15 protein-coding genes are annotated in these 21,953 nt (G+C 43.8%); 6 read left to right on the forward strand and 9 right to left on the reverse strand.

Annotation, left to right across the window (positions count from 1 at the left end; genetic code table 11):
* Positions 1-10: 10 nt before the first annotated feature.
* On the forward strand, positions 11-1,198 hold the full coding sequence (locus tag FAM09_RS01890; protein ID WP_136575382.1) for a M20 metallopeptidase family protein: 1,188 nt from the start codon (positions 11-13) through the stop codon (positions 1,196-1,198).
* Positions 1,199-1,217: 19 nt separating this feature from the next.
* Here the strand turns inward: FAM09_RS01890 and FAM09_RS01895 are convergent, their stop codons facing one another.
* The 8 genes from FAM09_RS01895 to FAM09_RS01930 all read right to left on the reverse strand — a co-directional run bounded on the left by FAM09_RS01895 (position 1,218) and on the right by FAM09_RS01930 (position 7,837).
* Positions 1,218-1,994: an ABC transporter permease gene (locus FAM09_RS01895; RefSeq protein WP_136575383.1), complete on the reverse strand. Its 777-nt coding sequence runs from the start codon at positions 1,992-1,994 to the stop codon at positions 1,218-1,220.
* Positions 1,995-1,996: 2 nt separating this feature from the next.
* Positions 1,997-2,905: an ABC transporter ATP-binding protein gene (locus tag FAM09_RS01900; RefSeq protein ID WP_136575384.1), complete on the reverse strand. Its 909-nt coding sequence runs from the start codon at positions 2,903-2,905 to the stop codon at positions 1,997-1,999.
* A 7-nt stretch (positions 2,906-2,912) separates the two neighbouring features.
* On the reverse strand, positions 2,913-3,107 hold the full coding sequence (locus FAM09_RS01905; protein WP_136575385.1) for a hypothetical protein: 195 nt from the start codon (positions 3,105-3,107) through the stop codon (positions 2,913-2,915).
* 5 nt (positions 3,108-3,112) lie between these two features.
* A complete protein-coding gene (locus FAM09_RS01910; RefSeq protein ID WP_136575386.1) occupies positions 3,113-3,814 on the reverse strand; it encodes a hypothetical protein in 702 nt (233 codons plus the stop codon).
* Positions 3,815-3,891: 77 nt separating this feature from the next.
* Positions 3,892-4,263: a GntR family transcriptional regulator gene (locus FAM09_RS01915; RefSeq protein WP_136575387.1), complete on the reverse strand. Its 372-nt coding sequence runs from the start codon at positions 4,261-4,263 to the stop codon at positions 3,892-3,894.
* A 17-nt stretch (positions 4,264-4,280) separates the two neighbouring features.
* Positions 4,281-5,108, reverse strand: a complete 828-nt coding sequence (locus FAM09_RS01920; protein ID WP_136575388.1) for a hypothetical protein — start codon at positions 5,106-5,108, stop codon at positions 4,281-4,283.
* Positions 5,109-5,117: 9 nt separating this feature from the next.
* Complete coding sequence (locus tag FAM09_RS01925) at positions 5,118-5,951, reverse strand: ABC transporter ATP-binding protein (RefSeq protein ID WP_136575389.1); 834 nt, start codon at positions 5,949-5,951, stop codon at positions 5,118-5,120.
* 347 nt (positions 5,952-6,298) lie between these two features.
* Positions 6,299-7,837 (reverse strand): DUF1565 domain-containing protein, encoded by a 1,539-nt coding sequence (locus FAM09_RS01930; protein WP_136575390.1) that lies wholly within the window; start codon positions 7,835-7,837, stop codon positions 6,299-6,301.
* Between the two features lie 1,327 nt (positions 7,838-9,164).
* Between FAM09_RS01930 and FAM09_RS01935 the strand changes: the two genes are divergently transcribed.
* The 4 genes from FAM09_RS01935 to sucD all read left to right on the forward strand — a co-directional run bounded on the left by FAM09_RS01935 (position 9,165) and on the right by sucD (position 14,600).
* Positions 9,165-11,486: an NADP-dependent malic enzyme gene (locus tag FAM09_RS01935; RefSeq protein WP_136575391.1), complete on the forward strand. Its 2,322-nt coding sequence runs from the start codon at positions 9,165-9,167 to the stop codon at positions 11,484-11,486.
* A gap of 256 nt (positions 11,487-11,742) precedes the next feature.
* Positions 11,743-12,483, forward strand: a complete 741-nt coding sequence (locus FAM09_RS01940; RefSeq protein ID WP_136575392.1) for an MlaE family ABC transporter permease — start codon at positions 11,743-11,745, stop codon at positions 12,481-12,483.
* Positions 12,484-12,615: 132 nt separating this feature from the next.
* Positions 12,616-13,425 (forward strand): ABC transporter ATP-binding protein, encoded by an 810-nt coding sequence (locus FAM09_RS01945; RefSeq protein ID WP_136575393.1) that lies wholly within the window; start codon positions 12,616-12,618, stop codon positions 13,423-13,425.
* A gap of 302 nt (positions 13,426-13,727) precedes the next feature.
* Positions 13,728-14,600 carry a succinate--CoA ligase subunit alpha gene (gene sucD, locus FAM09_RS01950; RefSeq protein ID WP_136575394.1) on the forward strand — a complete coding sequence of 291 codons (873 nt, stop codon included), beginning with the start codon at positions 13,728-13,730 and terminating at the stop codon, positions 14,598-14,600.
* 145 nt (positions 14,601-14,745) lie between these two features.
* On the opposite strand, the gene FAM09_RS01955 is transcribed toward sucD, so the two are convergent.
* On the reverse strand, positions 14,746-15,489 hold the full coding sequence (locus FAM09_RS01955) for a DUF4476 domain-containing protein (RefSeq protein ID WP_136575395.1): 744 nt from the start codon (positions 15,487-15,489) through the stop codon (positions 14,746-14,748).
* 271 nt (positions 15,490-15,760) lie between these two features.
* Between FAM09_RS01955 and FAM09_RS01960 the strand changes: the two genes are divergently transcribed.
* Positions 15,761-21,892 carry an alpha-2-macroglobulin family protein gene (locus FAM09_RS01960; protein WP_136575396.1) on the forward strand — a complete coding sequence of 2,044 codons (6,132 nt, stop codon included), beginning with the start codon at positions 15,761-15,763 and terminating at the stop codon, positions 21,890-21,892.
* Positions 21,893-21,953 lie beyond the last annotated feature (61 nt).

A 21,953-nucleotide genomic window follows, 5' to 3' on the forward strand; every position in this document is an offset into this window, starting at 1 on the left:
TTTGCTGGCTATGAGCACTTTACAACAGAAGATCCAAAGCCTGGCAAAAACATACTCAGCCGAGTTTATTGATATTCGCCATCATTTACACGCGCATCCAGAACTGAGTTATCAGGAATTTGAAACTTCCCGTTTCGTTCAAAACAAACTTACTGAATTTGGTATCCCCTTTTCGGTAATGGCTCAAACCGGTGTGGTGGGTTTGATAAAAGGAAAAAATCCTGAGAAGAAAGTGATCGCCCTGCGGGCCGATATGGATGCCCTCCCCATTACCGAACAAAATAATATTCCCTATAAATCAAAGAATGAAGGCGTAATGCATGCCTGCGGGCACGATGTGCACACCACCTGCCTGCTGGGCGCCGCAAAAATTTTACAGGAATTAAAAAATGAATGGGAAGGTACTGTAAAGCTCATTTTTCAACCGGGGGAAGAAAGAAATCCCGGTGGCGCCAGTATCCTGATCAAAGAAGGTGTGCTCGAAAATCCCAAGCCGCAAGCGATCTATGGATTGCATGTGCATCCGCAACTGGAAATAGGTAAACTGAGTTTTCGCGGTGGTCAGGTTATGGCCAGCGCCGATGAAATTTATATTACCATCAAAGGCAAAGGCGGTCATGCGGCAGCACCGCATTTAATAGTTGACCCCATTCTCATTGCCTCACATCTCATTGTTAGCCTGCAACAGATCATCAGCCGTAACAGGAACCCATTGGCTCCTTCTGTGTTGTCTATCTGCTCTATCCAGGGCGGACATACTACCAATGTGATCCCAGGCGAAGTAAAATTGATGGGCACTTTCCGGGCGCTGGATGAGGAGTGGCGTTTTAAAGCGCATGACCTCATCCGTAAACTGGCTACCGAACTGGTGCATAGCATGGGTGCTGAAATTGATCTGCATATTGACGTAGGCTATCCTACCTTATACAATAATGAAAAGTTGAACGCCACTGCCCGCTCGCTGGCAGAGCAATATATGGGTAAAGAAAAAGTAGAGACCACTGAAGTACGGATGGGTGCGGAAGACTTTGGGTATTACACCCGGCTTATACCCGGTTGCTTTTACCGGTTAGGTGTAATGAATGAAGCCAAAGGCATTACTTCCGGTGTGCATACACCCACATTCAACATCGATGAAAGCGCTATTGAAACCGGTATGGGCGTGATGGCCTGGCTGGGCGGTAGTACCGAGTTTTAAAGCTGTACCTGTTGCCCTTTCAGCCCTTTTCCTTACGTTGAACTAGGTCAAAAAAACCGATCAACAACACCATCACAAACCAAATCGCATTAAATAGTTGTGCTTTTTGAACAAATGACGGGATCTTTTCAAAATTGGGCAGGAACGATATCGCCGGATACATATAAGGGTAGTAATACAGGTGTTCCCACGAATGAATAGTTAAACCTGTTATCAGCAAGGCTAACCCTATGCCAACCGGTACAATAAAATTGCGAAAGCGCAGACTTAACCAATATTGAATGGAAGTAATGGCCAGTACTGAAAAATAAATCTTTACGCTTATCAAAAACATTCGCTTCCACGGAACAGCGTGATCAAAAAATGTATACTGTTTATGCACCAGGTTGGCAGCACAGGATGCAATAACGATGGATGCATTAAACAGGATCAAACAAAACAGGATAAGTGAATGAATAACAACAAACCTCGAAAAGAAGATGTCGGCCAGGGTTCGGGGCAACGTGTACACCTGCTTCCAGGTATTATTCCTGTATTCTATTTGTACCACCAGGCTTATTACCAGTATAACATACATAGGTAGTATAAAAACGGTAGCAACCTGCCAGTTTTCGTTAATAATTTGTTGCCAGGGATTATCTTTATAAACGCGAACAAAACGATCGGGTCGGGCTACCAGACTTATAAAATTTATCCCAGGAACAAAAGCTGCACCTACAACCGTTAACCAGAAAGCCATCGTTCGTTTGCTTTTCAGGAACTCTGCTTTTGTATTGAGTAAAAATGAGGCGACCATAATTATTGAGCAGTAATTTGAATAAATAAATTTTCGAGGTCATTTTGCGCAACAGCCAGCTGATATACTTCCACATCCTGCTGCACCAGCAGTTTATTCAACAATGCCGATCGCTCCCTGCTTTCATAATCAACCACCAGCCGGCTTCCATGTACATGTTTTAAAGGAAAATGGTCCTTTATTGCCAGTTGCGCCTTTGTTATATCATTCACTTCTATTTCAACGACCGATTGTTGCGATTGCAATTGCTGCAATTGTTGCAGACTGCCCTGGAATAATAATTTTCCTTTATGAATGATACCAACATGTGTAGCCATTTTCTCCACTTCGCTTAACAGGTGGCTCGAAACAAGGATCGTTTTCCCAAATTCACGATTCAGTTGTTTGATCAATTCCCTGGTTTCAATAATGCCATTGGGATCTAAGCCATTCGTTGGTTCATCAAGTATCAGTACATCAGGGTCGTGCAACAAAGCAATGGCAATGGCCAGCCGCTGTTTCATGCCCAGTGAATAGTTTTTTGCTTTTTTATTCGCCGCTTGCTGCAACCCAACCAGTTTAAGCACTTCGTTAATCCTGTTTTTATCACACTGATACGTTAACCGGAAAATTTCCAGGTTTTCTTTACCGGTCAAATGCAGGTATAAGGAAGGCTGTTCAATCAGTGAACCAATGCGACGTAATATGTGAAGCCGGTGCCGTTGAAAATGCTGCCCGAATAGCGTTAAATCACCATCCTGCTTTTTTAATAACCCAAGCAATAACCGCAAGGTGGTGGTTTTGCCGGCGCCATTAGGACCTAAGAAACCATAGATGCTACCGGTGGGTACCTGCAGATTCAGATCATCCAATATTTTTTGACCGGTTTGAAAAGCAAAATGCAGGTGCTGTGTTTCAATAATTGTATGCATATGGGTATTAGTTAACGATCATATCGAACCGCGAATAATATATAGAAAGCACGTCAGTATGGTCAACAGTAGTAGCTTTCTTTGCCTTTACGTTCTGATTTTTCATGACCATACTGTTTTTTCCTGCGGTTACTTTCATCCGCCCATTGCCAGCAATGACTGTCAGCAATAGAATTGATAATGCCAGCACCACGAGTTGCATACAAATTATTTTAAGGCTTTGAGATTATTACTTGAAAGGGTAATAGTCGAATTGCTATCCAGGTCCATGGCCATTTTCCTGATCGTTGCTTTTTTATAGTCAATACTTGAATTTGACAGGTGAACGATCAGGTCATTCACGATAGCACCATTGCTCAATTCAACTTTTGATACATCACTGAAAATGTTCAACTCTTTATAATATACCGCATCCTGGTTTCGATCGTCCATTTTAAAATCGGAATATCTTTCCAGCTTAATTTTATAAGAAGGCGCATGTACAGAATCCCGGGCCCCGGTTAACTTAAAGCTGCTATAATTTGCATTGATCTGCATAGTAGCAGGCAGGTATAAACTCACCAACTGAAAATTTCGCACTCCATGGTCCAGTTGATCGCTGTTCAGGGTTGTATCGCCGTGAATGATCAGCATATCGTTTACAATTCGGTATGTAACCTGGGCGCCTTTAAAGTTTTGCAATTCCAGCCTGGCAGTGTCGGAAGTTATTATTTTACAATTACCCAGGCCGTTTAGAGAAACAAGGCGCAGGGGTGGTAATGTATGCTTATCTGATGGAAAATACTCCTCTCTATTAAATTTCACATACTCCCCATTCTTGTATCTGGCATATACCATCAGTTGAATGGCCGTTGTTAATATTAAGATCGAAAGAAAAATGCCTAATAATACTTTATTGCTTGTTTTCATAATGCTAAGTTCTGAGTTTTTAGTTCTGAGTTCTTAGTTCTGTATATGCCTGCAGCCTATGGCTTTCGGCTGTTTTCTCAGGCAAAATGTTGTTTCTTAAATTTATCGAACCGGGGCTTTAATTCATCCGGTTCCATTCCCAATAAATACATGGTGCGAAAAACCTGCGGCAGGTCTTTTTCAACGAAATCATTTTTCCGGTATTGCTGTGCGTTTTTCAATGCCGTAGGTGAAACGAAATATCCGATGCCTCGCTGGTTATGAATAATTTCCTGTTGTTGCAGAAATTCATAGGTGCGCATAACGGTATTAGGATTCACTTCCAACTGCACCGCCAGTTCCCGTACGGATGGAATACGTTCTTCAACCTTCCATTCTTTCAACAGGATCTTCTCGCACACATAATCGGCAATTTGTAAGTATATAGCTTGCGATTCGCGGAATTGCATAATTTATAATTTAATCGTTAAACTTCTTTTTCTTTCAACCTGAGGTATGTAACAACCCAAAACATCGGCGCAAAAGAATATTTAATAAGAAAAAGCAATATCGTACTTATCCATTCGGGCAGGTGTACACTTAAAGACTCATTTGAAACAAAAACCCGGTAAACGGTAAATGGTTTAAAGAAACCACCTGGCGGCATAAACGAACCAAGGACCTTATGAACAAAAAACATCAGGAACAAAAACACAACCAGTCCCGAAACAAGGGTCTTTATATACTGGAACCGGACAAAATATACCGACCCCATCAGGAAAATTGACTGTATGCTTAAATAAGCCAGCAGGAAATAAACTAAAATATTATCACCATCTTTCCATGAAACAAATACATTGGCTATTTTCTCTGCAGGGTAAGGTATCCTATGCTCCTGTTCCGCTATTGTTTTGGCTATACTGTTCGCCAAATTCACCATAGGGAAATCAACAATGTAAAAAATAACAGTATAGCAGATAAAATACAGGACAACCCCAAACAAGATGGCTGTCAATAATTTCTCCAGTACAGATACCGGTATCAACAAAAATTGAATGCCTTTTGGGCCATCTGACAATTCATTAAAAATTATGCTGGCATACAAACAGCCGGTTAAGAATAAGCCTACATAATAAGTGATCGCCTGTATATCTCTAGAGATCGGGTGATCGCCATTAACCAACATCAGAAATGAATACCACAAAATCAATAAGCCGCCAATAGCGCCCAATGAAAGCAGGTATCTTTTCTTATTCTCATTCCAGTGTTTGCCTATATATAATGACCAGCGTTTAAGATCAAAAACGGAATTCATAGCAATAGTTTAAGCGTTAAAAACAGATTTAATGGCATTGCCATTAAGAACAATGGCCTTGTACAATAATTCAAGATCCAGTTTGCTTTCATCACCCAGTGTATTACGGGTAATGACCGCACTACCCCGTAAGGAAGGTTCGCGGAACAAAGCCTGTTTTATTTCATCATTATCAAATGAAATATGAAAACTCAATTTGCGCGTAATGTCATCAACCGTTTGGTCGAATAAAATGCGGCCTTCATCAATAATGGTAACGCGATCGATGAGGCTTTCCAGGTCTTTTACCTGGTGGGTGCTTATCACTATGCATTTGTTTTCATCGAGGCAACCGGCAATTACCTTGCGGAACTGGCTTTTACTCATAATGTCCAGTCCGTTGGTAGGTTCATCCATTAATAACACAGAGGTATTACAGGCCAGGCCAAAACTGATCAACACTTTCTTTTTCTGCCCATAACTCATTTTTTGCAATGTGTTGGAGCGGGGAATATCAAATTCGGTGATGAACCGGTTAAACTGATCGTCATTGAATTTGGGGTAAAAAGGGGCAGTATGTTTTACCAGTTGTTCAATGGGCACATCGGGCAGGTAAAATTCTTCAGGCACCATAAAGATGTCCTGTAAAAAAGCAGGCTGCCGTTTAGCAGGGTTAAAGCCGAGCACACTGACATTGCCTTCTTTGGGAAACAGCAACCCGGCCATGTTTTTAAGGAGGGTCGATTTGCCGGTCCCGTTCTTACCAAGCAATCCGTAAATGTGACCGGCTTCCAGTTTCAGGCTAAGGCCGGTGAATATCTTTTTCTTCCGATACCCAAAATGCAGGTTTTGGATCTGTATCATGTTTGGCGTTTTAGTGTACTAGTTTAATAGTACACGCAAACATAATAGCTTTTTCCGGATTTGCAAATGCTTTGGTAAAAAATTGTGATGAACGGGAAGGAAGCTGCAAGCCGCAAGCTATTAGCGGCAAGCAAGTATAAACCCAAATAGCTAATGCCTAAGGCTTTACCAATAAGAACGGAGATTGAAGCAATACGCATGGCGCACGTAAAAAAACCCCGGCTGTGTATTAACAGCCAGGGTTTATAGTTGTCAGGTACTCTTACGTCAATTCAATATTCTGTATCAATCCCAGATCATGCGACCCTTCAAATGTATTGATGGCAATAACGGTGACGCCATAAACATTATTGAATTATTTCAATTGCTCCAATAGTTGGCGTATTTGATCTGTTCCTGCCATAAAAATCATAGGTAGCATATCCGGTTGCTGCGGCATTAATGGCAGGGCTTCCTGACTGAGGCTCTAAATTTCCGGGAGCCAGGGAGAGCAATGGGTTCACGTTGTTCATACTGTTATCTACACCGCCATAAATTTCCAAATAAGCGGCCAGCCATTGGGCAAAGGGCTTATCATTATAAAATTTAGGTCTCCATACAAACGTAGGTATGGCGCCGGAACTCCAGTAAACATTGTTTTTAAACACCAATGGCCCTTCCGTAGGTTTGGTATATTCCCGATCGGTGCTGGTTAAAATTCGCGGCCTTGCTGCTGGTTGAATAAAAATGTTATTTACAAACTCCACACCCTTATTAGGCGTGTAACTGATACCGCCTTCGGTGCTGATAAGCATACCGCTATGAATACGCTGCCCAGACAGGTAACAGGTATTGTGATAAAATCGGGCATTGTAACTGGAACTGGCTGCTAAAGCAGCGCCTGACACATTACTGATGAGGTTATTTACCACCAATCCGTCGTATGATTCGTAAGGCCCGTCTACCAAACGGTTCTCGTCAGTTTGTTGACCCAGCATGATGGCATTGTATCCTGTTCCGGGTGTACCAAAACCGGTGTTGCTGATCCTGTTTACCGCAAAGATGGGATTACGGGCATTTCCCTTGGCGTACATGGCTACATCGGGTAAATCATGGAGGTAGTTACCGATCACCCGCACATTGTCTGCGCCGGTAATATCAATACCTTGTGAATTTCTGCCAGGTATTACAACAGAAGAGTCTGCATAAATTTCGCAATTTAAAACCGCTGCAAAATTTGCGGTACGAACGATCTTAATGATATCTGGCACAGCGCAACACAATGTGCAGCTATCGATTTGTACATGGGGCATGTCGATTTTTACTGCATTTGCATCGGCGCCACCTCCGGCTATTGACATGATCTTAAGGCCTTTGATGCGCCAATACGCAGATGCGCACACTGAGCCAGCAGGCGCATATTCATCACAACCACTATTATAAAAATAAATGGTGGCTACAGAGGTTCCCCTGGGATTGCCTTGTAAGGTAACCGCTTCGCCAGGTGCAGCCGTAAGCGTAACCCATGCACTGTCTGTTCCAAACCCTCTGTTTATAACAGCGCCCTGGTAGGTGCCGGCGCGCATGATGATTGTACCGCCAGGCTTTACCAGCGTAATGGCTTTGGTAAGTGTTTTCAGCGGCGCATCGATGGTTCCGGTAGCGGCATCATTGCCATTGGTGGCAACGTAAATTGATGCAGCAGTTCCTGCACCTTTTACTTCTTCCACATCATAAATATTACCGGGATTGGAGTTGGTGGTGTTCACTCTTGCGATGTTGCCGGGAGAATTGGAAAAACCGGAATCGGGCGTTACCTGTTCGTTATTACTAACTTTTTTACAGGAAAACAGGAGCATGCATGGTATTGCAAAAACCATGGCTGAACGAATAAGGCTTTTTTTCATAGAGAATAAAAATTAATACTTGTTTAAATAGTAGGCACAAACGTAAATCTAATTTTGACAATGAACGAACGGAATGGCCACTATAGTTTGTCACGATGGGTGCTTAGATTAGAGTAGAAGAAAAACATGTGTTATTATAACAATTCAATTACTAAGTTCCTTCATGCTTTTGAATGTTGCTGTCACACACTGCTTGTTTTCACTTATTCGTTTCGTGAATTTAATTGTGTACCTGGCAGTTTTGATTGTCCGTTTGCTGGTTTTGATGAATAGCCAAACGACTTTGATAAACCGCGTTGCGGGTTTTATTCCCTGCCTGCCAACTTGAGCAGAACACTTGCAGATTTTCATACTAAACTGGCAAATTGGTTATCTATTCCCATCAACCGGGTAATTAAAAACCGGTGAACTGGTTGCCAAAAACGATAAACAAACAAGTAAAACCTTCAAACCATGTAGCAAAGTCGTAAAGCAGTTAACCAAAGACGAAAAACTGATAGCCCGGCCCGTGAAACAAACAGGCAAAAATGAGCAACCTGTGAGCTAAGTTGCTATGCAAACAGGTAAACCCTGAAAGCAGATAATAAAACTCGTTAACCCAACAGTCAAAACCACGCAACTGATGAGCTAAGTTGATGGAAGAATTGGACAGACTCGTAACAGGCGCTCAATTCCCGAAAGGAAAAGAGCATACCTTCAGGGAATTGTCTTTTCCTGAAAGATTTTCTGAGTTCCTTCCAGGAATTCGGGATTGCTGAAAGGCTTTGAGATTTCCTGAAAGGAAATAGGAATTCCTTCCGGGTTTTGAAGATTCCTGGAAGCTTTTATGTTTTCCTGGAACCATTTGTGATTTCCTGAAAGCTTTTATGAATTCCTGGAAGGATTGGCGGTTTCCTGAAAAGTTTTCTCTTTACCCATAAAGAAACCCGGAATCCTTCAAATAATCACCTTTTTCTTACCGAATTTAACCGGAAAATGAGGGGGTTTATTGAAAACCAAACACATACAACAATTCCACCATACATTCTGCCTATGGCCTCCTACTTTATACTTTCTACCTTATCCACCCGTTTTACCGTAAATTGCGCGCCAATCGTTTGTAAATAATTTCTATGAATCGCCCCATGTTCTCATTTTTTTCAAACCCTAAGAATTAAAATGATCTCATGGTAAACCACAGTCCAATCGGCCAAGCCGGTAACTGGTGAAAAATTAAATAATAACTGATGAAACGTCTATGCCAAAATTTTCATTATAACATTTTAATGCAATGAAAATTTTGGCATTGTAAGTTCCATCTGGCTAAACGAAAAATTATCAATTTCAGATGAAAAAAGAACTGCGTAAGGAATCCGCATTAGAGTACCATGCCAAAGGAAGACCTGGCAAGATCGAAGTGATCCCAACCAAAGAAGCAAAAACGCAACGCGACCTATCACTCGCCTACTCTCCCGGTGTTGCCGAACCTTGTTTGGAAATTCATGCAAATCCGGAATCTGTTTATAAATATACTGCCAAAGGAAACCTGGTTGCCGTTATCAGTAACGGTACCGCCGTATTAGGATTAGGCGATATTGGCCCTGAAGCCGGCAAACCCGTTATGGAAGGGAAAGGCGTATTGTTCAAAATATTTGCCGACATCGACGTTTTTGATATCGAGATCAATGAAAAAGATCCTGAGAAATTTGTTCAGATAGTAAAAGCGCTGGAACCCACTTTTGGTGGCATCAACCTCGAAGATATTAAAGCGCCTGAATGCTTTTATATTGAGCAGCACCTGAAAGCGCAAATGAAAATACCGGTGATGCACGATGATCAGCATGGTACAGCCATCATCAGCGCTGCCGCCCTGTTGAACGCCCTGGAAATACAAAAGAAAAAGATCGAAAAATGCAAGTTCGTAGTGAACGGCGCCGGCGCTGCTGCCATTGCCTGTATAAAATTATATGAAGCACTGGGCGCTATCCGCGAAAACATCCTGGTCTTTGATAGTAAAGGCCTCATTCATGAAAGCCGTACCGACCTCGATGAACTGAAAAAAGAATTTATTTCGAAAGGCAAAAATGTTACGCTGGAACAATCGCTCGATGGCGCAGATGTATTCATCGGGCTCAGCAAAGGTAATGTGCTTTCGCAGGAAATGGTAAAGAGCATGGCGAAGAACCCAATCGTACTGGCCATGGCGAACCCCGATCCGGAGATCACTTATGAAGATTGTACTGCCGCCCGTAAAGATGTGATTATGGGCACCGGCCGCAGCGATTATCCTAACCAGGTGAACAACGTACTGGGCTTTCCCTTTATCTTCCGCGGCGCCCTCGATGTTCGCGCCACGCAGATCAACGAAGCTATGAAGCTGGCCGCCGTTAGAGCGCTGGCCGAACTGGCTAAAAGCCCCGTGCCCGATATTGTGAACATTGCCTACAACGAAAAGAACTTATCGTTCGGCCCCAACTATATCATTCCCAAACCGCTCGATCCGCGGTTGTTGAGCACCGTTGCCCCGGCCGTTGCCAAAGCAGCTATTGAAAGTGGTGTTGCTCAAACCAAGATCACCGACTGGGAAACATATGCCATTGAACTGAACAAACGCCTGGGCCTCGATAATCAACTGATGCGTGTACTGGGCGCCAAAGCCCGCCGCAACCCTAAACGCCTGGTGTTTGCCGAAGCCGACAACGTTAAAATATTGAAGTCGGCCCAAATTGCTGCTGAAGAACGCATCTGTTACCCCATTTTGTTGGGTGATGAGAGAAAAATAAGGGAGTTGGCGCTGGAGAACAAGATCGATCTCGATGATATGGCCATCATTGACCCGCGCGATGATGAGTATGAAGAAAAACGCAAACAATACGGCGAGCTGTTCTTCAAAAAACGCCAGCGCAAAGGGGTGAATCAGTATGAGGCCTGCAAGATGATGAAAGAACGCACCTATTTCGGTTGCATGATGGTTGAGAATGGCGATGCCGATGCAGTGATCTCGGGTTTAACGCGCAATTATGCTGAAGCCATTCGCCCGGCATTGCAGATAATCGGTATGGAAGAAGGCGTGAAAAAGATCGCCGGTATGTATATGTTGCTTACAAAAAGAGGTCCCCTGTTCCTGGCCGATACCACAGTGAACTTCAATCCTACTGCCGAAGAACTGGCAGATATCACTTTACTGGCTGCCAAGGAAGTACGCAGCTTTAATCTTGTTCCGCGTATTGCCATGCTGAGCTATTCCAACTTCGGCAGCAGCGATTCACCGGAAGCTAGACTGGTAGCCCAGGCGAAAGACATCGTTAAACAAAAAGATCCCACAATTATTATAGATGGTGAAATGCAGGCAAGCATTGCTTTCAACCAGGAAATTCTACGTGATAACTACCCGTTCAGTGAGCTGGTGGGCGAGGAAGTGAACACGCTTATCTTCCCAAACCTGGCTTCGGGTAATATTGCCTACAACCTGATGCAGGCAATTGGCGGCGCCGATGCAGTAGGTCCTATTTTGCTGGGCCTGAAGAAACCGGTGCACGTGCTGCAGTTGGGCAGTTCGGTTCGCAGCATTTACAATATGGCGCTTATTGCCGTTATTGACGCCCAGTTAAAATGTGGTAACGCTACCCAGGACTCTGCCAAGAAGCCGGCCTGGTGGAAGAAAAAATAGTTATAGTTTGGGGTTTATGGTTTGTAGTTTGTTGTTGCTTCGCGGTTTGAGCAGGTCCTTTATTATCGAGCGCGCTATATAATTTGCAGCTCATCATAAATACCGGTTTCTGAATGCCCGGTTTTCGGGAAATGGTAACAAAAATCGAACACTTTGAACTGAAGATAACTACAAACAACAAACCACAAACAACAAACAGCCAGCCGACTTGCCATTTCCGGGTTAAACCGTATTTTTACACTATTGCTTATATCTCATGACTTTATTTACCGAGTTTGGCCGTTACCTGCTGATGATCAAAGGAATGTTTTCGAAACCTGAAAACTGGAAGATGTATTGGAAAGAACTTATGCACCAATGCAATGAAATTGGTTTCGGCTCATTAGGTATTGTAGTCATCATTTCTGTGTTTATGGGGGCGGTATCTGCGTTACAAACTGCGTACCAGTTGGTTAGCCCCGTTATTCCCCTTTCGGCCATTGCCACCATTGTTAGAGATACGGTTATCCTGGAGTTTGCCCCTACCCTGGTGTGTATTGTGCTTGCAGGTGTAGTAGGGAGTAAAATTGCCAGTGAGCTGGGCAACATGCGGGTAAGCGAACAAATTGACGCCCTTGAAATTATGGGCATCAATACCAAAGCGTATCTGGTATTGCCAAAAATTCTGGCAGCCCTTATCATGATACCCCTGCTGGTGATATTTTCAGCCGCATTAGGTATTTATGGGGGCCGGTTGGCTGTGACCACTTCAGGTATAGTGGCGGCCAATATGTATGATAAAGGCTTATTGGAGAACTTTCAACCGTATAATGTATTTTTTGCGCTGGTAAAAGCTTATACATTCTCTTTCATAATTTCCAGTATCCCTGCTTATTATGGCTATCATGTTCAGGGAGGGGCCCTTGAGATCGGCCGTTCCAGCACCAAGTCGGTGGTAGTAAGCTGTGTGAGCATCCTGTTTGCCGATTATGTACTGGCCGCATTATTGTTACAGTAACGGTTGAACAACAACAGGCTAACCCAAACAGAGGGAATACGACAGGGAATACAACTATAATAAGTTATACGTGTTAAAGTGCCGGTAGCCGGGTACGTGCGGCAGGGACCTATAGCATGAATTCATACAACCATGATCGAAGTAAAAAACATAAGGAAAGGATTTGGTGAGAAAACCGTACTGAACGGTGTAACTGTTACTATGCAGCCTGGTAAATGCAACCTCATTATCGGCGCCAGTGGTAGCGGTAAAACGGTTTTTATGAAATGCATGGTAGGTTTGCTGGTGCCCGACCAGGGTGAGATCTGCTACGATGACAAAGACTTCAATAAGCTGGTTGAGGAAGAAAAGAAAGAGATCCGTCAGCAGATCGGGATGCTGTTCCAGGGCTCGGCTTTATTCGACAGCCTGACGGTTGAACAAAATATTATGTTCCCGCTGAACATGTTCACAACCGACAATTATTCGCAGAAATTAAAACGGGTGAACGAAGTACTGGATCGGGTGAACCTGAAAGACGTTAATAAGAAATTTCCTGCCGAACTGAGCGGGGGGATGAAAAAACGGGTGGGCATTGCACGCGCCATCGTGTTAAATCCTAAATATCTTTTTGTTGATGAGCCCAACTCGGGGCTCGACCCGCAAACCTCGCTGGTAATTGATAAACTGGTTAAAGAAATTACGACTGAATATAACATCACAACGGTGGTGAATACCCACGATATGAACAGCGTAATGGAAATCGGCGATCATATTATTTTTATGCATCAGGGTAAAAAAGAATGGGAAGGCAACAATAAAGAGATCATTTTTAACAAGAATGAGCGCCTGAACGAATTCATTTTTGCATCTGAGTTTTTAAAAGACGCCAAGGATATGAGAATGTTGGAACAAACCGGTAAAATAGACGAGAATAGGAATATGGATGATTTGACCAAGTAAGCCCCCCAGCCCCTGAAGGGGGAGTAGTAACCGGTTACTGGTTACCAGTTACCGGTTCGCATCTCGCGAAATTCAGGTTTCAGGTTACACGCTTGCCGATTGCCGTTTCACGATTCATCATTGACCATTCACCATTCACGACAACCGTTTCACGTCTGCCGTTTGCCGTTTCACGCCTCCGCAATCGTTCCCGTAATTAACCTTTGTATACCGCTTGCCTGTCGCCAATTGTCTATTGCCAATTGACGATTCTCCCCTATTTTTGCACACCCGATAAATTTCGGGAAACTAAATTTCCGCTGATGAGTATTTTAGTAAACAAACAATCAAAGATCCTGGTGCAGGGCTTTACCGGTACAGAAGGTACCTTTCATGCTACACAAATGATAGAATATGGTACCAATGTAGTGGGTGGCGTTACACCAAACAAAGGTGGCACATTGCATTTGGACAGGCCGGTATTTAATACCGTAGCGGAAGCAGTAAAGGAAACCGGGGCCAATGTGTCGATCATATTTGTACCACCGGCTTTTGCATCCGATGCTATTATGGAAGCTGCCAATGCCGGCATTGAGCTGGTAGTGTGTATCACTGAAGGTATTCCCGTACAGGATATGGTGAAAGCCAAATTGTACCTGCAGAGCACTAAAACACGCCTCATTGGGCCTAACTGCCCGGGCGTTATTACGGCCGGTGAATGCAAAGTAGGTATCATGCCTGGCTTTGTATTCAAAAAAGGTAAAATAGGTATCGTATCAAAATCAGGTACCCTCACTTACGAAGCGAGTGACCAGGTAGCTAAAGCCGGATTGGGTGTTTCTACAGCCGTTGGTATCGGTGGCGACCCCATCATTGGCACTACTACCCGCGAAGCCCTGGAAATGTTCATGAACGATCCTGAAACCGAAGGCGTGGTAATGATCGGTGAAATTGGCGGTGGAATGGAAGCTGAAGCTGCCCGTTGGTATAAAGAAAATGGCAAAAAACCCGTAGTTGGTTTCATTGCCGGTCAAACTGCTCCTCCCGGACGCAGAATGGGTCACGCTGGCGCTATTGTTGGCGGCGCAGAAGATACGGCTGCTGCTAAAATGAAGATCATGCAGGAATGCGGTATCCATGTAGTATCGAGCCCCGCTGATATTGGCGTAACTATGGCCAAGATCATTAAGAAGTAATCTTTCCCGCTATTATATAGTAAAACCTTGCAGATTAGTCCCGCGATAAAAGCCGGACGAAAACTGCAAGGTTTTTTTATTATTGAAACGCAGAACGCAGAACGCGAGCCTTTAGCATTAAGCGTTAAGCGTTAAGCCTTCAGCCTTATTTGTAATTCCTGATGAATTCGGCCAGTTCTTCCTTGCTTTTGCTGAAGGAGAATGCATTGTAAACTACAAAGTAGTTCTTCGGGTCGATCGTTTTGCCATACATATACTTGGCTATCTCCAGCTTACTGCTTTCAAACGAAAACATCGAAACCAACTGCTTCGCCTGAGCGGAAGTAAAATAATTCTGATCTACGATCGGTCTGGCAATGGCCATGCGCGAATCGTCGAAGCTTTCGCGGGCTATCGTTTCCTTAAACGCATTAAAGGTTTCATCGGCTATTGGTTTGGGTATTACATTTGTGTTCCTGGGTGGCCATGGATTAGGTGTATTGTTGTTTCCATTGTTGTTATTACCATTGTTGTCATTGTCATTCCAGCCTCCGTTATCATATCCGTTATCGGTTATCTGCTGTTCATCCATTAACGCCCGGCCAAAGCGGTTGATAATAATATCCACATAAAATCTTGGCTTCACATACACATTCTTGTTATAGATCGTTATTCGCCTGTTGCCGAAAGCTCTGCCTTTATCGATATACACTTTTACCAGGTGATTACCTGCCGGAAGATCGCGAAGGATAAGCGCATTGTTACACTCAGGATATGGCCGGCCATCTACTTCAATCAGCACGTCCTGGCGGCTTAAATTGGTAATGGTTAATATGCCATCATTGTGACCGGCATGCGCAGTAAGGGCAAGAACAATTAAAAGAAGGAACTGAATACACGTCTTTTTCATACTGGATGTTTGTGCAGATTAAGGGTTAGGTATCAATTTTATAAAGAACGAAATTTGGGGCACTTACGTTGCATAAACGGTTCACGACCGACCTATATTTAATATTACCATATAATAATGCGGCACTTCGTTTGCCGTCATGGGATTGATTGTGAAGTACTTTAACAATTTGCAATATGCATTTTATTAGCATCTTGCATCGGTATTAGGAAGTAAGAGGTAAGAAGAACCTACTTCAGTTTTTCACTAACTTGTAACAAAACCAGGTGGAATGAATATTAAGAGAATTTTATCAGTGGTATGTGCAACCTTAATTGCATTAGCCACCAATGGCCAACAGAAGATGAAAACCTATGACAAAGAATGGAAACAGATTGACAGTCTTATTCAAAAAAGCGGCCTCACCGAATCGGCCCTTACTGCGGTGAAAAATATTTATTCGCTTGCAAAAAAAGAAGGGAATGATGCCCAGATGATCAAGGCCCTGTTATACCAGGCAGGATTGCAGCAGGAGAAACAAGAGGACGCTGTTAAAAAAAGTATTCAACAGTTAGAAGGAGAAATAGCTGCTTCCAAAGAGCCGGTACGGGCCGTTCTGCAAAGCATAACCGCTCAAAAATACTGGGTGTGGTTTCAACAGCACCGCTGGCAGTTGTACCACCGTACGCAAACCGTGAACTTTAAAAAGGATGACCTGGCCACCTGGAGCACAGATGATTTTCATAAAAAGATCAGCGAGTTGTACCTGGCCTCCATTAGTAACGAAAAGTTATTACAGCAAACAAAGCTCGAAGCCTTTGACCCGGTGATCATAAAAGGTAATGTGCGCCACCTGCGCCCTACCCTGTTCGACCTGCTGGCACACCGCGGGTTGGATTATTTTAAAAATAATGAAAGCACTATTACCAAGCCGGTAAATGCATTCGAGATAGATGATGCAGCGGCCTTTAATGAGGCTAAAAAATTCATGAACCATGCTTTCACTACCCGCGATAGCCTTTCCCTGCAGTTCAAAGCCCTGCAATTGTATCAGCGCTTATTACAGTTACATGCCGCAGATACTAAACCCGATGCTTTCATAGATGTTGATGTTGAAAGATTGCAGTATGTTTATAACAATGCAACAATGGAGAACAAAGATGCATTGTATATAAAAGCGCTGGAACAGATCGGCGCTCAATACGGCTTAATTCCTGCCGCTACGCAAGCCTGGTATTTAATGGCGCAATGGCACGTTAACCAGGCCCGTGAATATGACCCCCTGAAAGGCGATACTAACCGGTACGATTACCTTAAGGCAAAAAGCATTTGTGATAAAGTGATTGCCCGGGCAGACAGCAGCGAAGGAAAATTAAACTGCACCAACCTCATGCAGGAAATAGTACGTAAGGAGATGAACCTGCAAACCGAAAAGGTAAATGTGCCCGGCCAGCCTTTTCGTACCCTTATCAGTTGGCGCAATTTTACCAAAATGAATTTCCGCGTGGTTAAGCTGGATGCCAAAACACGCGAATCCCTTGGCACCGAAACCTGGGACGATGACTATTGGAAAAAATTAGTACAATTACCAACCATTAAAACGTTCAGCCAGGAATTGCCCGATACAAAAGACTATCAAAAACATACTACAGAAATAAAAATAGATGCCTTACCAATTGGTGAATACGCAATAATAGCCAGTGTAAACGATAAATTCATATTAGCTGATAACCAACTGGCAGTGCAATACTTTTATGTATCCAACATTGCATACATCAATAAAGGCCCCGATTATTTTGTAGTACATCGCGAAACCGGGCAACCATTAGCTAATGCAAAAGTTCAGGTATGGTATCGCTCCTATGATCATAACAAACGCAAGTATACCGCCACCAAAGGCCAAAGCGGCGTTACCAATGAGAACGGATACATAAAAGTTATTCCGGACCAGAACAATAATGAACGTAATTATAAATTGGAAATCACCAGCGGCGATGATCATTTGATGTTGGAGGATTATAGTTACAATTACACCTATCCCCAATTTGAGAATGTATTTAAAGATTCGAAGATCGCTTTCTTATTCACCGACCGGTCTATTTACCGGCCTGGTCAAATAGTGTACTTTAAAGGCATATTGATTAGCAGAAATGCTAAAAACGGGGAATCGGTCATTCTGCCCAATTTTGCCACCAGCCTGTCTATCTCAGATCCCAATGGCCAACCCATAGATACCATACAGGTTACCACCAATGAATACGGCGCTTATTCAGGCAAACTGACCTTACCTACCAATGTGTTGAATGGAGTTTTTAACATCACCGATGTTATGGCGGCCAACGGTATTTCGTTTTCAGTAGAAGAATACAAGCGGCCTAAATTCCTGGTAGAGATCAGCAAACCAACCGGCACTTACCGGTTAAACGAAAACATTACCGTGAACGGTATTGCCAAAGCCTATGCAGGCAATGCCATTGATGGGGCAAAAGTGAAATACCGCGTAGTACGTAAGACCATAATGCCTTTATGGTTTTATGGCGGGTTCAGAAAAATGATCTGGCCGCCCTATGGCCGCGAAGAAGTGGAGATTGCCCATGGCGAAGTAAGCACCGATGCCAAAGGCGAATTTAAGATCTCCTTTAAGGCGCAGCCTGATAACAGCATTGCGAAAAAAGACCAGCCTACTTTCTATTATGAAGTATCGGCCGATGTTACCGATATAGCCGGTGAAACCAGAAGCGCCAACACCCAGGTAGCCGTTGCGTACCAGGCGTTGAAGCTAAAGCTGGATGTGCCTGAAAAAATACATGCCGATAGCCTGAATAAGGTCAGGTTATCGAGCACCAACCTGAACGAGTTGTTTGAAAAAACAACAGTTACGGTCTCCGTACATAAATTGAAAATGCCCGATCGCCTGTTCAGGGAACGCTATTGGCCACAGCCCGATACCTTTGTGTTATCGCAGCAGGAATTCTATGCCGCCTTCCCATACGATGTATATAAAAATGAGAATGATCCGTCAAAGTGGGCTAAAGAGCAAAAGGTTGCGGAAAAAACAGACACTACCTCAGGCAGCAAGCCATCCACTATCGGCCTCCCGATAACTATCGGGACACCATTGGCGCCCGGCTGGTATACCATTGAGGCTACTACTAAAGATAAATATGGCGAAGAAGTAAAAGATGTGCGGTATGTACAGGTGTACAACCAGTCAATTGTAAGCCCGCTGGCCACTGGTGGTATCGAAAGCAACAATACTACCCTGGAACCGGGCGACAAGGCCAGCTACCAGGTAAGCACAACTGTAGATAACGCTTTTGTGATTCACGACCTGATGAAAAAAGATGATTTCAACGAGAGAAGCTTTTTCACCCTGAATAAGAACAGCCGTTCTTTTGAACGGACCATTACAGAAAAAGATCGCGGTGGTTTTGGCATACAAACAGTCTTCGTAAAACATAACCGGGTATATACCGATAACCTTACATTCTCGGTTCCATATACCAACAAAGAGCTGACAATTGCCTACGAAACCTTTCGCGATAAAACCCTGCCCGGCAGTGAAGAAAAATGGAAAGTGAAAATAAGCGGCTATAAAGGTGATAAAGTAGCGGCAGAAATGCTCACCGCCATGTACGATGCCTCGCTGGACCAATTTAAGCCACACAGTTGGCAGAAGCCTGATCTTTGGGATATTTATTACCCGAATAAAAAATGGGATATTAATTACAATTTCAGCCTGGTTCAGTCATTGGAAAAAAATAATGAAATTCAGGCATATGCCCCCATTGACAAGACCTACGATCAACTGGGGATCGCTCTTTTTGACATAAGCATAGGATCTGGCTTCCGTAGCGATAGAATGCTGGCGAAAAGCGCAGCGCCAGGCGATGTACCGGCAATGGCTGCGGCTGAGAATGTAATAGCGAATCAGAAAAATGAAGCAGTGGGGGGGTACAAAGACCTCTCTGCTAATGGAGTTGTCCAGGATTCGAACGCAGCACTGGATGAAGCAACCACTCAGGGTAAAAAACCTGAGGCTCCTGAAGCAGCCGTTCAGCTCCGCAAAAACTTCAATGAAACGGCTTTCTTCTTCCCCGATCTGCATACCGATGCCAATGGCAATATTGAGTTCTCCTTTACCATGCCCGAAGCAGTTACCCAATGGAAATGGATGAGCCTGGCGCATACCAAAGACCTGTCATTCGGTTACAATGAAAAAACCATTGTTACCCAAAAAGACCTGATGGTACAACCCAATGCACCACGCTTTTTACGGGAAGGTGACCGCATGAATTTCAGCGGCAAAATTGCCAACCTTACCGATAAAGAAATAACCGGCCAGGTACAATTGGTGTTGATAGATGCCACCACTAACCAATCGATTGATGGTTGGTTTAAAAATGTAATTCCCAACCAATACTTTACAGTACCGGCCCAACAAAGCGTTCCGGTTACCTTCAGTATTGAAATTCCTTATCAGTATAATAAACCAGTTACATACAGGCTCATTGCCAAAGCGGCCAACATCAGCGATGGTGAAGAAGCCATGCTGCCGGTGGTGAGCAATCGCATGTTGGTAACAGAAAGCCTGCCTTTGCCTGTTCGCGGCAACACCACAAAGAACTTCACATTTGAAAAACTGGTAAAAAGCGGCAGCAGCGAAACACTGAACCATCATGCACTTACAGTTGAATACACCAGCAACCCGGCCTGGTATGCAGTACAGGCATTGCCTTACTTAATGGAATATCCTTACGATTGTGCCGAGCAGGTGTTTAACCGGTATTATGCCAATGCACTGGCCAGCACTATTGCCAATGCTTCGCCCAGGATCAAACAAATATTTGAACGTTGGAAAACGGCTGATACCGCAGCCCTGTTAAGCAACCTGCAAAAGAATGAAGAACTGAAATCAGTGCTGTTGCAGGAAACGCCCTGGGTATTGCAAGCCAAAAACGAAGCGCAACAAAAAAAGAACATCGCGCTGTTGTTCGACCTGGTTCGCATGAGCAGTGAATTGAACAAATCAATTACCAAATTAAAAGAACTGCAAAGCACCAATGGTGGTTTTGTTTGGTTCAAGGGTGGACCAGACGATCGCTACATCACACAATATATTTTAACCGGCATTGGTCATTTGAAAAAACTGAAAGCCATACCGGCAGGCGACGAAACACTGGATGCCGCTATTAAAAAGGCCATCCCTTACCTCGATGAGCGGATTAAAGAAGATTATGAAAACATGCTGAAATACAGCAAGAAGACACCAAACGATGAGTATGTAAGCCCATTGCACATACAGTATTTGTACATGCGTAGCTTCTTCCCTGAATACGGGGTACCGGGTAGTGTGTTTAAAGCGTATAATTATTACCGCTCACAGGCGCAGAAAAGCTGGGTAAAACAAAGCAGGTACATGCAGGGGATGATCGCGTTATCCCTGTTCCGTACCGGCGATGTGCAAACCGCCCGCAACATCGTAAAATCAATAAAAGAAAACGCCCTCACCAATGAAGAAATGGGCATGTACTGGAAAGAATTCACTGGCGGTTATTATTGGTACCAGTCGCCCATTGAGTCGCACTCATTACTGATGGAAACTTTTTCAGAAGTAACGAAAGATGTTGCGGCTGTGAACGACCTGAAAGTATGGTTGCTGAAACAAAAGCAAACCCAGAACTGGCGGACCACCAAAGCAACGGCCGATGCCTGCTATGCATTGTTGTTGCAAGGCACCGACTTGTTGACCAATACGCCTGATATTACCATTGCGCTCGGTAGCACTACTGTAAGCAGTAAAGATCAAAAACAGGAAGCCGGCACCGGTTACTTCAAAAAAGTGTTTGATGAAAAGCAGGTAAAACCGGAGATGGGCAACATTAAGGTTACTGTTAGTAATTCCTCCTCCCCTAACGGGGGGGCCAACCAGGCCTCGGCTTCATGGGGCGCCGTATACTGGCAATATTTTGAAAACCTCAACAAGATCACCAGCGCGGCCACGCCATTACAATTAACGAAGAAGTTATTTGTAGAAAAGAATACCGATCGCGGCCCCGTATTACAACCCGTGAATGAAGGCGATGCAATGAAAGTAGGCGACAAGGTAAAAGTGCGCATTGAACTGCGTGTTGACCGCACCATGGAATATGTGCACATGAAAGATATGCGGGCTGCCTGCATGGAACCGGTGAATGTGATCAGTGAATACAAATGGCAGGGTGGACTGGGTTATTACGAATCAACCAAAGATGCCAGCACCAATTTCTTCTTTGGTCAGCTTCCAAAAGGCACTTACGTATTCGAATATCCTTTGTTCGTTACCCATACCGGTACGTTCAGCAATGGCATTACTACCATTCAATGTATGTACGCCCCTGAATTTACCAGCCATAGTGAAGGCATTAATGTGAAGGTGGAGTAATGAAAGTTGTTTAATCTATAGCTAAGGAGGATCACCCGTAAAAAGGTGGTTCTCCTTTTTA

Origin of the sequence: Niastella caeni, from assembly GCF_004834005.1 — a bacterium.
Classification (GTDB): Bacteria; Bacteroidota; Bacteroidia; order Chitinophagales; family Chitinophagaceae; genus Niastella; species Niastella caeni.

Excerpts from the sequence above, each read along its gene's own strand:
- FAM09_RS01890 (WP_136575382.1), top strand. The coding sequence starts at position 11 with ATGAGCACTTTACAACAGAAGATCCAAAGCCTGGCAAAAACATACTCA.
- FAM09_RS01895 (WP_136575383.1), bottom strand. The coding sequence starts at position 1,994 with ATGGTCGCCTCATTTTTACTCAATACAAAAGCAGAGTTCCTGAAAAGC.
- FAM09_RS01900 (WP_136575384.1), bottom strand. The coding sequence starts at position 2,905 with ATGCATACAATTATTGAAACACAGCACCTGCATTTTGCTTTTCAAACC.
- FAM09_RS01905 (WP_136575385.1), bottom strand. The coding sequence starts at position 3,107 with ATGCAACTCGTGGTGCTGGCATTATCAATTCTATTGCTGACAGTCATT.
- FAM09_RS01910 (WP_136575386.1), bottom strand. The coding sequence starts at position 3,814 with ATGAAAACAAGCAATAAAGTATTATTAGGCATTTTTCTTTCGATCTTA.
- FAM09_RS01915 (WP_136575387.1), bottom strand. The coding sequence starts at position 4,263 with ATGCAATTCCGCGAATCGCAAGCTATATACTTACAAATTGCCGATTAT.
- FAM09_RS01920 (WP_136575388.1), bottom strand. The coding sequence starts at position 5,108 with ATGAATTCCGTTTTTGATCTTAAACGCTGGTCATTATATATAGGCAAA.
- FAM09_RS01925 (WP_136575389.1), bottom strand. The coding sequence starts at position 5,951 with ATGATACAGATCCAAAACCTGCATTTTGGGTATCGGAAGAAAAAGATA.
- FAM09_RS01930 (WP_136575390.1), bottom strand. The coding sequence starts at position 7,837 with ATGAAAAAAAGCCTTATTCGTTCAGCCATGGTTTTTGCAATACCATGC.
- FAM09_RS01935 (WP_136575391.1), top strand. The coding sequence starts at position 9,165 with ATGAAAAAAGAACTGCGTAAGGAATCCGCATTAGAGTACCATGCCAAA.
- FAM09_RS01940 (WP_136575392.1), top strand. The coding sequence starts at position 11,743 with ATGACTTTATTTACCGAGTTTGGCCGTTACCTGCTGATGATCAAAGGA.
- FAM09_RS01945 (WP_136575393.1), top strand. The coding sequence starts at position 12,616 with ATGATCGAAGTAAAAAACATAAGGAAAGGATTTGGTGAGAAAACCGTA.
- sucD (WP_136575394.1), top strand. The coding sequence starts at position 13,728 with ATGAGTATTTTAGTAAACAAACAATCAAAGATCCTGGTGCAGGGCTTT.
- FAM09_RS01955 (WP_136575395.1), bottom strand. The coding sequence starts at position 15,489 with ATGAAAAAGACGTGTATTCAGTTCCTTCTTTTAATTGTTCTTGCCCTT.
- FAM09_RS01960 (WP_136575396.1), top strand. The coding sequence starts at position 15,761 with ATGAATATTAAGAGAATTTTATCAGTGGTATGTGCAACCTTAATTGCA.